At 63.7% G+C, this 14653-nt stretch carries 10 protein-coding genes; 3 read left to right on the top strand and 7 right to left on the bottom strand.

The features are described from left to right. Positions 1 to 16 precede the first annotated feature (16 nt). The gene (locus tag ACE3UG_RS01395) at positions 17 to 2455 is read right to left on the bottom strand and encodes an ABC transporter ATP-binding protein (protein WP_374618565.1); all 2439 of its coding nucleotides are present in this window, start codon (positions 2453 to 2455) and stop codon (positions 17 to 19) included. Positions 2456 to 2752: 297 nt separating this feature from the next. Here ACE3UG_RS01395 and cphA (ACE3UG_RS01400) point away from each other — a divergent pair, with 297 nt between their 5' ends. Beyond that, positions 2753 to 5383, top strand: coding sequence for a cyanophycin synthetase (gene cphA / locus ACE3UG_RS01400; protein WP_374618568.1), 2631 nt, complete (start codon positions 2753 to 2755; stop codon positions 5381 to 5383). A gap of 144 nt (positions 5384 to 5527) precedes the next feature. Then, positions 5528 to 8104: a cyanophycin synthetase gene (gene cphA, locus ACE3UG_RS01405; RefSeq protein ID WP_374618571.1), complete on the top strand. Its 2577-nt coding sequence runs from the start codon at positions 5528 to 5530 to the stop codon at positions 8102 to 8104. Between the two features lie 171 nt (positions 8105 to 8275). Here cphA (ACE3UG_RS01405) and ACE3UG_RS01410 read toward each other — a convergent pair whose 3' ends face one another. Genes ACE3UG_RS01410 through ACE3UG_RS01425 form a run of 4 tightly spaced genes read right to left on the bottom strand, consistent with a single transcriptional unit; the run spans position 8276 to position 11185 of the window. Next, the gene (locus ACE3UG_RS01410; protein WP_374618573.1) at positions 8276 to 9433 is read right to left on the bottom strand and encodes a radical SAM protein; all 1158 of its coding nucleotides are present in this window, start codon (positions 9431 to 9433) and stop codon (positions 8276 to 8278) included. 25 nt (positions 9434 to 9458) lie between these two features. After that, positions 9459 to 9824, bottom strand: coding sequence for a hypothetical protein (locus tag ACE3UG_RS01415; RefSeq protein ID WP_374618576.1), 366 nt, complete (start codon positions 9822 to 9824; stop codon positions 9459 to 9461). A 33-nt stretch (positions 9825 to 9857) separates the two neighbouring features. Next, on the bottom strand, positions 9858 to 10415 hold the full coding sequence (locus ACE3UG_RS01420) for a DUF6445 family protein (RefSeq protein WP_374618579.1): 558 nt from the start codon (positions 10413 to 10415) through the stop codon (positions 9858 to 9860). Positions 10416 to 10420: 5 nt separating this feature from the next. After that, the gene (locus tag ACE3UG_RS01425) at positions 10421 to 11185 is read right to left on the bottom strand and encodes an adenine nucleotide alpha hydrolase (RefSeq protein WP_374618582.1); all 765 of its coding nucleotides are present in this window, start codon (positions 11183 to 11185) and stop codon (positions 10421 to 10423) included. A 96-nt stretch (positions 11186 to 11281) separates the two neighbouring features. On the opposite strand from ACE3UG_RS01425, the gene ACE3UG_RS01430 reads away from it, so the two are divergent. Then, positions 11282 to 11458 (top strand): hypothetical protein, encoded by a 177-nt coding sequence (locus ACE3UG_RS01430; protein WP_374618584.1) that lies wholly within the window; start codon positions 11282 to 11284, stop codon positions 11456 to 11458. A gap of 176 nt (positions 11459 to 11634) precedes the next feature. On the opposite strand, the gene ACE3UG_RS01435 is transcribed toward ACE3UG_RS01430, so the two are convergent. Beyond that, positions 11635 to 13029: a hypothetical protein gene (locus ACE3UG_RS01435; protein WP_374618587.1), complete on the bottom strand. Its 1395-nt coding sequence runs from the start codon at positions 13027 to 13029 to the stop codon at positions 11635 to 11637. Positions 13030 to 13405: 376 nt separating this feature from the next. Beyond that, positions 13406 to 14419, bottom strand: a complete 1014-nt coding sequence (locus ACE3UG_RS01440; protein WP_374618590.1) for a LysR family transcriptional regulator — start codon at positions 14417 to 14419, stop codon at positions 13406 to 13408. Positions 14420 to 14653: the final 234 nt, after the last annotated feature.

A 14653-nucleotide genomic window follows, 5' to 3' on the forward strand; every position in this document is an offset into this window, starting at 1 on the left:
GTGTCTTCGCGAACGTTCAGGTGGCGGAGAGCGGCTTCGCTGGCGCAGCGCTCACGGCAGCCACCACGGCGGCGGCTTCAGCCATCTCGACGACCGCGTCGAGATCCGCATCGACATTGCGTTGCTGAGCCTGGTAAAGCTTGTAGTAAGCGCCTTCGCGGGCCATCAGTTCGTCGTGGCTGCCCACTTCGACGATCCTGCCGCGATCGAGCACCACGAGCCGGTCGGCCTTGCGCAGCGTCGACAACCGGTGCGCGATGGCGATCGTCGTGCGGCCTTTGACGAGGTTGTCGAGCGCCTTCTGAATTTCCTTCTCGGTGGCCGTATCGACGGAGGACGTCGCCTCGTCGAGAATCAGAATGCGCGGGTCGATCAACAGCGCACGCGCAATGGAAATGCGCTGGCGTTCGCCGCCCGAGAGCGCTTGCCCACGTTCGCCGACCAGTGAATCGTAGCCGTGCGGCAGTCGCAGGATGAACTCGTGGGCATGCGCCGCGCGGGCTGCGGCGACGATCTCGGCGCGCGTCGCGTTCGGCTTGCCGTAAGCGATGTTCTCGGCAATCGTGCCAAAGAACAGGAACGGCTCCTGCAGCACCAGACCGACGTTGCGGCGAAAGTCCGAGACGGGCAGCGCGCGAATGTCCACACCGTCGATCTGGATCGAGCCTTCGGCCACGTCGTAGAATCGGCAGATCAGGTTCACGAGCGTGCTCTTGCCCGAACCGCTGTGGCCCACCAGGCCGATCATCTCGCCCGGCGCAATGCGCAGATCCATGCCCCGGATCACCGCGCGGTTGCCGTAGCGGAAACCGATATCGCGCAGATCGATGGCCCCCTTCACCGCTTTCAGATGCACCGGATTGACCGGCTCGGGTACGTTCGAGACGTGATCCAGAATGTCGAAAATGCGCTTCGCACCGGCGGCCGCCTTCTGCGTCACCGACACGATACGGCTCATCGAATCGAGACGCGTATAGAAACGGCTGATGTACGTGAGGAACGCGGCCAGCACGCCCACCGTGATCTCGTGCTTCGAGACCTGCCAGATCCCGAACATCCACACGACGAGCAGCCCCACCTCCGTGAGGAACGTGACCGTGGGCGAGAACAACGACCAGACGCGGTTCACGCGGTCATTGATCACGAGGTTGTGACGGTTGGCCTCCTTGAAGCGCGCGACCTCGCGGTTTTCCTGCGCAAACGCCTTGACCACGCGAATGCCGGGAATGGTATCGGCCAGCACGTTGGTGATTTCCGACCAGATCCGGTCGACCTTCTCGAAGCCGTGACGCAGGCGATCGCGCACCAAATGGATCAACCAGGCGATGAACGGCAGCGGCAGCAGCGTGACGACCGCCAGCCACGGATTGATCGACACCAGAATCATCGACGTCATGACGATCATGAGCACGTCCGTGGCGAAATCGAGCAGGTGCAGCGAGAGGAACACGCAAATGCGGTCACTCTCCGAGCCGATACGCGCCATCAGGTCGCCCGTGCGCTTGCCGCCAAAGTACTCCAGCGAGAGTCGCAACAGATGCGAATACGTCGCCGTACGCAGATCGGCACCAATGCGCTCCGACACTTTTGCCAGCAAGTAGGTACGCGCCCAGCCCAGCACCCAAGCGACTAGCCCCGCCCCCAGCAAACCCGACAGATACCTGCCCACCAGGGGGTAATCGATCGGTTGGCCGTTCTGGAACGGGATCAGCACGTTGTCCATGAGCGGCATGGTCAGATACGGCGGAATCAACGTAGCGCCCGTGGCGCATAGCGTGAGCAGGAAACCGGCGAGCAACTGGAATCGATACGGACGCGCAAAACGCCACAGTCGCAGCAATGCCCATGTCGACGGCGGGGCTTCCACTTCCGGGTTGCACTGCGCGCACTCCTCGGCGCCCGGCGCCATCTCGGCCTGGCAGATCGGGCAGATGCCTGCCTCGTCAGGGACCGGGAGGGCCACGCCGCCCGCCCCTAGCGCATCGCGCTGACGCACGATCGTGTCCAGCAACGCGAGCGCCGCCGGATTATGGCGCAGCGTGTAGCGCCAATTCGCAAGTTTCTCGTGCGCATCGCACAGTTCCAGCGAGCCAACGCCCGCATGGTCGGTATGCGAGAGCGACAGGTCGGCGCGGTACGCCCATGACTGCCAATCGCCGGCAAACCCTTGCGCATCGCGGCGCGCCTCACGCGCCAGAATCCGGCGCTCGGTCGCCACGACCACGCCACGCGCGAAGTGCAGTTGCGCGTCGAGATCGACCGTCAGCCATGCCAGCACGGTCTCGTCGCCGGCCAGTTGCGCGACGACATCGCGATACCAGGGCTCGGCTGCGGCGTTGCGGGCGGATGCGGATGATGCAGAAGCAGCGGCGCCGGTGCCGCCGGAAGGGCTGCTCTCGGAAGTCGTTGTCGGGGTGGCGGCGGAAGAAGCCGCCGGAGCGGAGGTGTCGGTCATTGCTGCGGCAGACGTGTCCTCAAGGGGCGGACATCGAGGCAAACGAAGAAATAGCGACGCGAACTTTCCCTGTCAGTCCGCGAAATTGCCGCAAGTATAACCACAGCGACGCCTTTTGCGGCGCGGAGTTCCGCGATGACACACTGCAGCATGGAAATATTGTTGCAACGGTCAACCGATTACGGATTCTTACGTTAAGTAACCAGTTAACTGTATCCGCACGACCGGATGTGCCGTCTGACATCGGCCTCGCCGGCTTCTCCGAACCTCGCCTTGACGCGTGAATTAGCCTGACGTATGAAAAAGAAAGACATTGAGATTTTCGATGTTCTGTCGCTGCGCGGCCCGAATATGTGGACATATCGGCCGGTGCTCGAGGCATGGGTCGATATTGGCGAACTCGAGGAATTCCCGTCCAATAAGATTCCCGGATTCCCGGAGCGCCTGTCCGAGTGGCTCCCCTCGCTCGTTGAGCACCGTTGCAGCATCGGCGAGCGCGGTGGCTTCCTGCAACGTCTGCGCGACGGCACGTGGCCCGGCCACATTCTCGAGCACGTCACACTGGAGCTGCAAAACCTTGCCGGCATGCCGGGCGGCTTCGGCAAGGCTCGCGAGACCCCGATCACCGGCGTCTACAAGGTAATCGTACGGGCCTGGCATGAAGAGGTGACGCGCGCGGCGCTGTTCGCCGCCCGCGATCTGGTCATGGCCGCCATCGAAGACCGCCCTTACGACGTGGAAGCCGCCGTGGAAACCCTGCGCGGCCTGGTCGACAAACACTGCCTCGGTCCGAGCACGGCGTGCATCGTCGACGCCGCCGACGACCGCGACATCCCCCACATTCGCCTGTCGGACGGCAATCTGGTGCAATTGGGTTACGGCGCCGCCGCCCGCCGCATCTGGACCGCCGAGACCGACCGCACCTCGGCCATTGCCGAGAGCATCTCGCGCGACAAGGATCTGACCAAACAACTCCTGGAATCGTGTGGCGTTCCGGTGCCCGAAGGCCGTCTGGTCGAGAGCGCCGACGACGCGTGGGAAGCCGCCGAAGATATTGGCCTGCCGGTCGTCGTCAAGCCCTACGACGGCAACCATGGTCGCGGCGTGTTCATCAATCTCACCACGCGAGACGAAGTCGCCACGGCATTCGGCGTGGCCCTCGAAGAAGGCAACGGCGTGATCGTCGAGCGCTTCGTGCCGGGGCTGGAGCACCGCCTCCTGGTCGTGGGTGGGCGCGTCGTGGCCGCCGCCATGGGCGAAACGGCGTCGGTGGTCGGCGACGGCAAGCACACCGTCTCGGAACTCATCGAGTTGCAGATCAACAGCGATCCGCGTCGCGGCAGTGCCGAAGACCAGCCGCTCAATCGCGTACGCATCGATTCGTCGGCCCGGCTGGAACTCAAGCGCCAGGGCTTCGACGCCGACGCCGTGCCGCCCGAGGGCAAGAACGTGCTGATCCAGCGCAACGGCAATGTCGCGTTCGACGTCACCGACCGTGTGCACCCGAGTGTGGCCGCCCATGCATCGCTGGCTGCGCGCATCGTGGGGCTGGACATCGCCGGTGTCGACCTGGTCGCGCAAGACATCTCCCGCCCCCTGGTCGAGCAGCGCGGCGCGATCGTGGAAGTCAATGCGGGCCCGGGCCTGCTCATGCACCTGAAGCCGGCCGACGGCGTTGCACGCCCGGTCGGCCGCGCCATCGTCGATCACCTGTTCCCCGACGGCGACGCCGGGCGTATTCCGGTCGTCGGCATTACCGGAACCAACGGCAAGACCGTGACGGCGCGCCTGCTCACGCACCTGCTTCAACTGGCGGGCGAACATACCGGCCTCGCTTGCAGCGACGGTCTGTTCCTCGACAAGCGTCTGGTGCAAAGCGGCGACCGCGCGAACTGGGACGCGGCGCACCGTGTGCTGATGAACGCCAGCGTCACGGCGGCCGTCTTCGAGAACGACAGCACGGCTATTCTCTCGGAAGGTCTGGCGTACGACCGCTGCCAGGTCGGTATCGTTACCAACATCGATCGCCCGGATCATCTGGGTCAGAATTTCGTCGAAGACATCGAGCGGATGTTCAGCGTGCTGCGCACGCAGATCGACGTGGTGCTGCCCGACGGCGTGGCCGTGCTCAACGCGCGCGACCCCCTCGTCGTGGAAATGGCCGAACTGTGCGACGGCGACGTGATCTTCTTCGGGCTGGACGAACAACTGCCGGCCATCGCTGCACACCGCGCGGCGGGCAAGCGCGCGGTCTTCGTGCGCAACGGCGACGTGATTCTGGCCGTAGGCGCCGAGGAAATCCGTCTCGGCGCGGCGGCCGACATGCCGCTGACCTACGCCGGGCGCGTCGGCTTCCAGATCGAGAACGCGCTTGCCGCTGTTGCCGCCGCGTGGTCGATGGGCGTGACGCTCGACGTCCTGCGCACCGGCGTGACCACCTTCGACGTGGGCCAGATCGATGCACCGGGCCGCTTCACCTTGTTCGAAAAGCAAGGCGCGACGGTGATCGTCGACGACGCCCATAACGCCCCGGCGCTGACGGCGCTGGCCGCGGCACTGACTCACCTGCCCGCCGGGCGGCGCATTGTGGTGTACGGCCCCGGTCTCGACCGCATGGATGACGACCTTCAGGCCGAGGGCAAGCTGCTGGCGCAGACGTTCGATCGCGTAGTGCTGTGCGACGACCTGAGTGTCCAGCGCAAGCGGCCGCTGGCCGAGTCGCGCGCCCAACTGCGCACGGGCATCGACGCTGGCCGCAAGGTGCAGGTGATCGACGCTGGCGAGCGGCACGCGGCCGCCGAAGCGGCACTGGCCCAACTCGAGCGCGGCGACCTGCTGGTGTTGCAGGCCGACGAGGGCAGCGCTGCCGCCATGCTCGACCTGGCGCATGTGTGGATGGGCCAGCCGAAGCCTGCGATGGCTGCCTGATTCAAATTAGCCGCGCGTGGCGGCGTGCAGCCCCCCTGCCGCCGCGCGCTCCAGACCGTTACCGAATACCCAAGCCACCGTCGTTTTTCTCGCCAACCAACCGCCATACAGGGACGCGAAGTGGACAGACAGGGATTGCAATTTATGGAAGTCTCCCGTATCCGCGCGTTGCGCGGGCCCAACCTCTGGAGCCGTCATACCGCCATCGAGGCGATCGTGACGTGCACCGATCTCGAATACTCGATCGGCAATCTGGCCGGTTTCGAGGCGCGGCTGCGCGCACGCTTTCCTGAACTGACCGCGCTCACGCCCGACGCCGAAGAGCGCCCGGTATCGCTCGCCGACGCCCTCGCCACCACGGCCCTGCATCTGCAGGCGGCCGCCGGTTGCCCGGTGACGTTCAGCCAAACGACGCAGACCATCGAACCGGGCACGTTCCAGGTCGTGGTGGAATACAGCGAAGAGCCTGTGGGGCGACTCGCCTTCGAGCTGGCGCAACAACTGATTCGCGCCGCGCTCGACAACAGCCCATTCGATCTGGCCGACGCACTCCATCGTCTGCGCGATCTCGACGAAGACGTGCGCCTCGGCCCGTCGACGGGCTCGATCGTGAATGCGGCGCTCGCGCGCGGCATTCCGTACCGCCGTCTGACCGAGGGTTCGATGGTGCAATTCGGCTGGGGCAGCAAGCAACGCCGCATTCAGGCTGCCGAAACCGATCGCACGTCGGCCGTGGCCGAGTCGATTGCGCAAGACAAGGACCTCACCAAGACGTTGCTGCACGCCGCCGGTGTGCCGGTTCCCCTGGGCGGCACTGTGCGCAACATCGAGGACGCCTGGCAACTGGTGCAGGAAATCGACGCACTGGTCGTGGTCAAGCCACGCGACGGCAATCAGGGCAAAGGGGTGGCCGTGCGTCTACGCACGCGCGAGGAGATCGAGAAAGCGTTCGACGCCGCGCAGGACATCAGCCGCGACGTCATCATCGAGCGTTACATTCCGGGTCACGACTTCCGCCTGCTCGTCATCGGCAACAAATTGGTCGCGGCGGCCCGTCGCGATCCGCCGCAAGTCACCGGCGACGGCGTGCACACCGTTCGGCAACTGGTCGAAACGGTCAACGCCGACCCGCGCCGTGGCGAGGGTCATGCCACGTCGCTCACCAAGATTCGCTTTGACGACATCGCACTCGCCACGCTCGCCAAGCAGGGACTCAGTGCCGACTCCGTACCGGACGCCGGCGCGCGCATCGTGTTGCGCAACAATGCCAATCTGTCGACCGGCGGCACGGCGACCGACGTGACCGACGAAGTCCATCCGGAGATCGCCGCGCGCGCCGTCGCCGCCGCCCAACAGGTGGGGCTGGACATTGCCGGGGTCGATGCCGTGTGCGAGACCGTCGTCAGGCCGTTCGAAGATCAGGCGGGCGGCATTGTGGAAGTCAACGCCGCGCCGGGCCTGCGCATGCACCTGCAGCCGTCGTATGGCAAAGGCCGTGCCGTTGGCGAAGCCATCGTCTCGACCATGTTCGACGACGGTGACGATGGACGCATTCCGGTCGTGGCCGTCTCGGGGACGAACGGCAAGACGACCACGGTGCGCCTGATTGCGCACCTGATCGGCCAGCAAGGGTTGCGCGTGGGCATGACCGGCACCGATGGCATCTATATCTGCGGCCAGCGCATCGACACGGGAGATTGCAGCGGCCCGCGCAGTGCACGCAATGTGTTGATGCATCCGGACGTCGACGCCGCCGTATTCGAAACCGCGCGCGGCGGGTTGCTGCGCGAGGGCCTGGCCTACGACCGCTGCGATGTGGCCGTGGTGACCAATATCGGCATGGGCGACCATTTGGGTCTGTCGTACATCAACACCGTGGAAGACCTCGCGGTGCTCAAGAGCGTTATCGTGCGCAACGTGGCACCGCGTGGCATGGCCGTGCTCAACGCAGCCGATCCGATGGTCGCGCGCATGGCCGACGCCTGTCCGGGCGAAGTCACGTACTTCGCCATGGACGCGGCGCACCCGGTGCTTGCGACGCATCGCGCGAAGGGCAAGCGCGTGGTGTATGTCGACGGTGACAGCATCGTGACGTGTCGCGGCAGCGAAGCGACCCGCTATGCCATGGCCGCGATTCCGCTCACGCGGGGCGGCGCCATCGGCTTCCAGGTCGAGAACGCGATGGCGGCCATCGGTGCGGCCTGGGCGTTGAACATCGATCCTGCGACGCTGCGCGCCGGGCTTGCCACGTTCGTGAACGACGCAGGCACCGCACCGGGCCGCTTCAACGTGTTCGAATACAAGGGCGCGACTGTGATTGCCGACTACGGGCACAATCCGGACGCCATTGCCGCACTCACGCAGGCCGTCGAGACCCTGCCGGCGCGACGCCGCTCGGTCGTGATTTCGGGCGCGGGCGATCGTCGTGATGACGACATCCGCCGCCAAACGCAGATTCTCGGCGATGCGTTCGACGACGTGCTGCTCTATCAGGACCAATGCCAGCGCGGCCGCGAAGACGGCGAAGTGCTCGGACTGCTGCGTGAAGGGTTGGTCGGCGCGCGGCGCGCGCGTCATATCGAGGAGATTCACGGCGAGTTCCTGGCGATCGACACAGCGCTCGCGCGACTGCAGCCAGGCGATCTGTGCCTCATTCTCATCGATCAGGTCGACGAAGCCCTCGCGCATCTCTCGCAACGCGTGGCGCAGGCGAGTGCCTGAACCCGCGCCTCGACAGTAGAACGAGTCAAGGCTGAGTCCGGTATTTCACCGCACTCAGCCCTTTACCGCCCTTAATACCCTTACTGCCCTACTGCCTGTGCGACCTGTGCAGACTTGCGCCGATTGACGTCGTAGGCATCGCAGGCGTCGTTGGCGTCCACGCCACCTCGGTCATGAACGCGCCGGCACGCCCTGCGTCAGACTGTGCACCCGCGCCCTGACGTGACGATAGAAGCCCAGCAACGCATGACAATAAAAGCTGGGATTGTCGTAAGTCTGCCCGTCGAACCGATGCGCGACGTAGCCTCCGCCACACGCTGCAAACGCCTCGCACTGCCGGCAAGCGTCATGCGGCTCGGGGTACTGCGTGCGCGCGTAATCGATGCAGGTCTGCAGCGGGTGAGACGAGACGTCGAATCCGGTGTGGTTTGCCCCGTCCTCGCAGATAGCCAGTACATCGAGCAATCGATAGCTGCCGTCGCTCTCCACAACGACAATCGGTGAGAGTGCGCCGCCGAAGGCATCGAGTTCGGAGCGACGGCCAAAAATGCCGCGAATGAACGTTTCGAAGATGCGCACGCTGAAGCCTGGATCGTCGATCGCGAGCCAGGCGTCGAAGCCTCTGCACAGGAAACTGAGCAGTCTCGCGTGCGTATAGGCTTGAACGTGCCGGGGCGGCGCAGCGAAATTGGCGTCCGGGAGCAGGAAGTCGATTGCCGTGAGTCCGAGCGAGCGAAAGTAGTCGAGAATGCGCACCGGATCGTTGTTCGGATCGATCACGGCAAGCACGCCGTTGAACACCCGCCCCGATTCCGGATGCGCAAGACATCGTCGAATCGCCTGCTCGACGCGCTCACCCGTTCCCTTTCGCGCGAAATCGTACCGATGCCGGTCATGCAGGTCGGGAGGACCATCGCAACTGATGCCGAGCGTCGCATCGTGTGTGGCATACAAATCCAGCCACTCATCGTCGATCAGCACGCCGTTGCTTTGCGTGATGATGGCCAGATCGGACGACGGCAAGCGTTGGCGCAGACCCGAGAAAAACCGATCGGTGCGGCGCTTGCCCAGCAGCAACGGCTCTCCGCCGTGGATTTCCAGCGTCATGCGCGCAGACGGAAATGCATCGCGATGCTCGGCGAGGCGCGCAGTCAGCGCGTCGAGGTGGGACGCGTGCAGCAGTTTGGGGCGGCGTCGCCAGCCCTGATCGACGCCGTGGTACATGTAGCAATAACTGCAGTCGATGTTGCACCGCTCGGCGACCTTGACCATCACCAACAGGTCGCCGGCGGTATCAACGCGTGCAGTCGAGTCGGTGGCGTTCAGCATGGTGCGGTGCGACGCACGGCGCCGCTCACTTGCTCTTGCCGGACGCCGACGGACGCGCCTTGGCGGACTCGCTCTCGGCGCGCGGCGCCATCAGCTTGGTGTGCGCGGCGAAGACTGCCGGATCTTCCGGTCCGCGCGCCATCTCCGACATGACCGAGGCGATGATCTTTCCGCCGCCTTGTGCACTGCCCTCGTCGCGGTAGTGCACCAGAATTCCCGGCAGACCGGGCACACCCTGCAACGGCACGTAGCAGTCACCGGACGACTCCGGAACCACGCGATATAGCGGTATGGCATCGATTTCCTGCCCAAACACCGATTTGATCTCTGCCGATTGCTCCTTGCTGAGGTCGAGCGAGCCGACCGGGAAAAAGAGTTCCGAAGCAGCCATGAAAGTACCTCCGTTCGAAAAGCAGGTTGGACTTCAGTATTGCGTGTTGAAAAAGAATGTCTGAAACAGGCGGCCGTTTTCCTTGCAGTCACCGAAGTGCCCCTGGCTCGCATGGAAACGCCTGCCGCGAAACAGAATGAGCCGATTGAAACGATTGGCGATGCGGTCGGTCATCTCCCAACGCTCCCACGCGGTGGCGTCGGCATCGCAACGTTGCCGCTCGCCGTCCTCGTCCGGATAGAGGTCCAAGCCGGTATCGATATGCTGGAAGAAGGCCGTTCCCGCCGTGGGTGGTGCGTCAGGCGTGAGATAGACCACCCCGGACCAGACCGTCGTATGGTCGGCGTGCACCCATGTAATGTCGCGCTCGACGCTGTATTGAAACGCGCCGTTGTAGGTATCGGCCGGCCAGTAGGTAATCGGGGCCTTCACGATGTCCTGGATTGCCGACGCAACGCCATCGTGCAGAAACGGTTGGGTTCGCGCGCCGGGATAATTTCCTTTGACGGCGAACGGCTGTTTCAATGCGAAGTCGCGCACCTCGGTCGGATCGCGATAGAAATTGTCAGTAACGATAATGGAGTCGTGCATGGCGCTCACTTTGAATTAGCGGGTACGTCACGCTGGCGCGCATTCACAACCGCCTCGCCCGAGCCTTGATCGTCACGAGCCGACGCTTGCGCGTCAGGGGCATCCGGCGACAGTCGCGCGCGAACCCATTGCAGATGTTCCGGTGTGATCTCTGGACGATCGACTTTGTCGAAGCCCTTGCGGCGATCGTAAAACCCGGCCCGGATCTCCTTCGAAACTTCGTAGATGTGCGGGTTGAATCCCTGCACGTCATAGAGATGCTGTTCCACCACGCCGATCAGCTTGCAGTTCGACGTGTTGCCGGCGATGTCGGTAGGTTCCCAGCCGGCATCGCGGATCCATTCCATTTGCTCGGCCTCGCTCAGTCCTCGCGCGAGCAGCGGTGAGGCACAGAGGAAACCATTGTCGGTTTCGCGCTTCGTGAATCCGCTCACGGGATAGGCCAGCGGCGGGAACCGGTGCCCACTGAGAATGAGCCTCACGCCGTAGGTTCTGCAGGTTTTCGCCATCGCGGCGAACACCCCGCCGATGCACGAGGAGCAGGGAATCTTGCCGGACGCGGACGTGAGCGATTCTCGGGCCACTTGCCGAATATCGATCGTTTCGACGATCAACTGCACATCGAAGCGTGAGCAGAATGCCCGCGCGTTGTCCTTGACTTCATCGGGAATGAAGCCGTTGTCGACGAGCACGGCGATGGGGCGCAGATTCAATTCCTTCACGGCCAGCATCAAGGTAAGCGCGCTGTCCTTGCCGCCGGAATAGGCCACCACGCAATCCGGCGTGCCTTCGCCGCGCCACGCCTGCACGACATCGAGCAGCCGACGCTGTGTGTAGTCGCCACGCGCCGCTTCCGCCGCAAACGCATGACAGGCCTGACAAATACCATCGGGTTCGATGTGAACGCCGGGCAGGTCTTCGGTCAGCAGGCACCGGGCGCAGTAGCGATCGACGGCAACGCCGATGCCCGTGGATGGCTCAACACTGAGTCTGCGCAGCGGCGCGCCTGTCGCGTTGAACAAACGCGCGCGTTGTTCTGCTGACAAATGTACGAGAGTTGACGACATGACCGCAGCTCCATTGCCGGGTGCCAGGGCAGGCACCCGGGATTCGCGACTCGACGGACTGGCTATTCGAGCCGCATCTTACGGACGCAGACATAAGCGACAGGTGACATTCACCGTTTCGCGTCCGTGTCCGACAAATTGGTCCTGCGGAATCAGTGCAGTCCTTGCGAGCCTTGAGCGCCCTGACCGCCCTGCATACCTTGCGGTCCCTGCACGCCTTGTGCACCCTGGAGGCCCTGAGCGTCCTGATAGCCCTGCGGACCTTGCATACCTTGTGCACCTTGCATGCCTTGTGCACCTTGAATGCCTTGCGGACCCTGCATACCCTGCGCGCCTTGAATGCCCTGAGCGTGCTGATAGCCCTGCGGACCCTGCACGCCCTGTGCACCTTGCATGCCTTGCGGTCCCTGCATACCCTGAGCGCCTTGCAGTCCCTGCGCGCCCTGAATGCCCTGAGCGTGCTGATAGCCCTGCGGACCCTGCATGCCCTGTGCACCTTGCATGCCTTGCGGTCCCTGCATACCTTGAGCGCCTTGCAGTCCCTGCGCGCCCTGAATGCCCTGAGCGTGCTGATAGCCCTGCGGACCCTGCACGCCCTGTGCACCTTGCATGCCTTGCGGTCCTTGCATACCCTGAGCGCCTTGCATGCCTTGCGGTCCTTGCATACCCTGAGCGCCTTGCATGCCTTGCGGTCCCTGCATACCCTGAGCGCCTTGCAGTCCCTGCGCGCCCTGAATGCCCTGAGCGTGCTGATAGCCCTGCGGACCCTGCATGCCCTGTGCACCTTGCATGCCTTGCGGTCCCTGCATGCCTTGTGCACCTTGCATACCTTGCGGTCCTTGCATGCCTTGCGCACCTTGAACGCCCTGCGCGTGCTGATAGCCTTGCGGACCCTGCACGCCTTGTGCACCTTGCATACCTTGCGGTCCTTGCATGCCTTGCGGTCCTTGCATGCCTTGCGCACCTTGCATGCCTTGCGGACCCTGCATGCCTTGCGCACCTTGAACGCCCTGCGCGTGCTGATAGCCCTGCGGACCCTGCATGCCCTGCGCACCTTGCATGCCTTGCGGACCCTGCATGCCTTGAGCACCTTGCATACCTTGCGGCCCCTGCATGCCTTGAGCGCCTTGCATGCCTTGCGGACCCTGCATGCCCTGGGCGCCTTGCATACCTTGCAGCCCCTGCGCGCCCTGGAGACCTTGGGCGTGTTGATAGCCCTGCGGACCCTGCATACCCTGAACGCCCTGAACGCCCTGGACGCCTTGCGGACCCTGCATACCTTGCGCACCCTGTGCGCCTTGCATACCTTGCATACCTTGCGGACCCTGCATGCCCTGGACGCCTTGTACGCCTTGCAGACCCTGACCGTTCAGATGGCCTTGCACCCCATTTGCATAGGCGCCCTGCGCGCCTTGCGCGCCTTGAACGCCCCGAAGTTCCGGGAAGCTCGACACGACCCGGATCGCGCCAATGCGCTGTCCGGTGATTGCCTGAATGTGGCGAATTTGGTCGTCATTGAGTTGCAGTTCCAGATCGTTCTCGTTCATGGTTCTTCGCTCCTTGAATCAGTTAAACATCGGACACCTGCGAACACGATTCTGCAAAATTCCGACAGGCACAAACGGCGTGTCCTATTGCGAATGCGTCGCGACATCGGTCGATTCAAGTCAAGGAAAAAACGCACGAAAAGACGGGAATTCCGGCGCTCTCCCCCAACGGGGCTGGCACCGTATGGCGTCGAAAGGCACGACGCCGGGCCGCAAGCGCGGCAACAAACCACTTCTGATGCCCAACGATTGAGTATTTTTTATTAAGAATTGTCCCAAGCGTGGCGTGCTATACGTTGCCACGACTTTCGCGACAGAAGGGCAAGTCGGCGCAGAGGCCGCCGCGCTGCCCAACGTCGCGCCGCCGGCACCGCTGTCAAACCACGACTTCTTGCGGCGACATCTCCGTGCCATACGAGGCCCAGCGACTGTCTGCGTCGGCATCGGCCACCGTGGGCTTGCATTGACCGGCCGTCTCGTCGAGCCCTTGCAGCAACGGGCAACGCTCAAAGAGTTCGGCAATGAAGTCGACGAAGACCCGAACCTTGGGGGACAGGTGACGGTTATGCGGGTACACCGCCGAGATTGGCATGGGGGGCGGCTTCCATTGGTGCAGGATCTCCACGAGTTGGCCCGATTGCAGATACGGCAGCGCCATGAAGCGTGCGAGCTGCACCGTCCCGAAACCCGCAAGCCCCAGTTGCAGATAAGCCTCGGCGTCGTTGACAGCCACCGCACCGGGCATGTGGATCTCGACTTCCTTGCCGTCCACGAGGAACTGTTCTTCGATCACGCGCCCCGTTCGGCTCGAAAAGTAGTGCACCGCCGTGTGCCGTTGCAGGTCGTCCAGCGAATGCGGCATGCCCATGCGCTCCAGATAGGCCGGCGACGCGCACGTCAGGCTTTGAAACAGGCCCACGCGCCGCGCCACAAGACTCGAATCCTGAAGCGTGCCAACGCGCAACACGCAATCGACACCCTCCTGTATCAGATCGACCGGCTTATCCCCCATGCCGACCATCAGTTCGACTTCCGGATAGCGGTCATGGAATTCGCACAGCGACGGCAGCACCACCAGCTTGCCGAGCGAGCCCGGCATGTCGATGCGCAGCTTGCCGCGCACACGCTGACTGCTCTCCCGGAACGACGCTTCCGTTTCCTCGATATCCGCGAGGATTCGCAGGCATCGCTCGTAGTACGCCGCGCCATCGGGCGTCAGATTGAGCCGCCGGGTCGTACGCTGCAACAGCCGCGTGCCCAGATGCGATTCAAGGTTCTGAATAATCGTCGTCACCGAGGTGCGCGGCAAACCGAGATTGTCGGCCGCGCGCGAAAAACTGTTCGCCTCGACAACGCGTGTAAAGACCTGCATCGCTTGTAAGCGATCCATGATGTTTCCCCATTCGAAACCGCTGTTGCACTGACCGATCCGGCATTGATCGCCCCAATCGCACACGCACCGTCAAATTGGTCGGCCATATAAGCCAATGCCGATAAGGCCGACGTCGATTAGTCGAGTCAGCCGAACAGTGTTGCCAAATTATAGGCGTTTATCCCGATGTCCGTGGCCTCTAGACTTCGCTCCATCGAATGTCATCAGAGGGGTATCGCTCGCGCGAGCCCG

Origin of the sequence: Pandoraea sp. (assembly GCF_041919235.1) — a bacterium.
Taxonomy (GTDB): domain Bacteria; phylum Pseudomonadota; class Gammaproteobacteria; order Burkholderiales; family Burkholderiaceae; genus Pandoraea.

Coding starts and splice junctions, on each gene's coding strand:
- ACE3UG_RS01395 (WP_374618565.1), bottom strand. CDS start 2,455: ATGACCGACACCTCCGCTCCGGCGGCTTCTTCCGCCGCCACCCCGACA.
- cphA (WP_374618568.1), top strand. CDS start 2,753: ATGAAAAAGAAAGACATTGAGATTTTCGATGTTCTGTCGCTGCGCGGC.
- cphA (WP_374618571.1), top strand. CDS start 5,528: ATGGAAGTCTCCCGTATCCGCGCGTTGCGCGGGCCCAACCTCTGGAGC.
- ACE3UG_RS01410 (WP_374618573.1), bottom strand. CDS start 9,433: ATGCTGAACGCCACCGACTCGACTGCACGCGTTGATACCGCCGGCGAC.
- ACE3UG_RS01415 (WP_374618576.1), bottom strand. CDS start 9,824: ATGGCTGCTTCGGAACTCTTTTTCCCGGTCGGCTCGCTCGACCTCAGC.
- ACE3UG_RS01420 (WP_374618579.1), bottom strand. CDS start 10,415: ATGCACGACTCCATTATCGTTACTGACAATTTCTATCGCGATCCGACC.
- ACE3UG_RS01430 (WP_374618584.1), top strand. CDS start 11,282: ATGACAGGCCTGACAAATACCATCGGGTTCGATGTGAACGCCGGGCAG.
- ACE3UG_RS01435 (WP_374618587.1), bottom strand. CDS start 13,029: ATGAACGAGAACGATCTGGAACTGCAACTCAATGACGACCAAATTCGC.
- ACE3UG_RS01440 (WP_374618590.1), bottom strand. CDS start 14,419: ATGGATCGCTTACAAGCGATGCAGGTCTTTACACGCGTTGTCGAGGCG.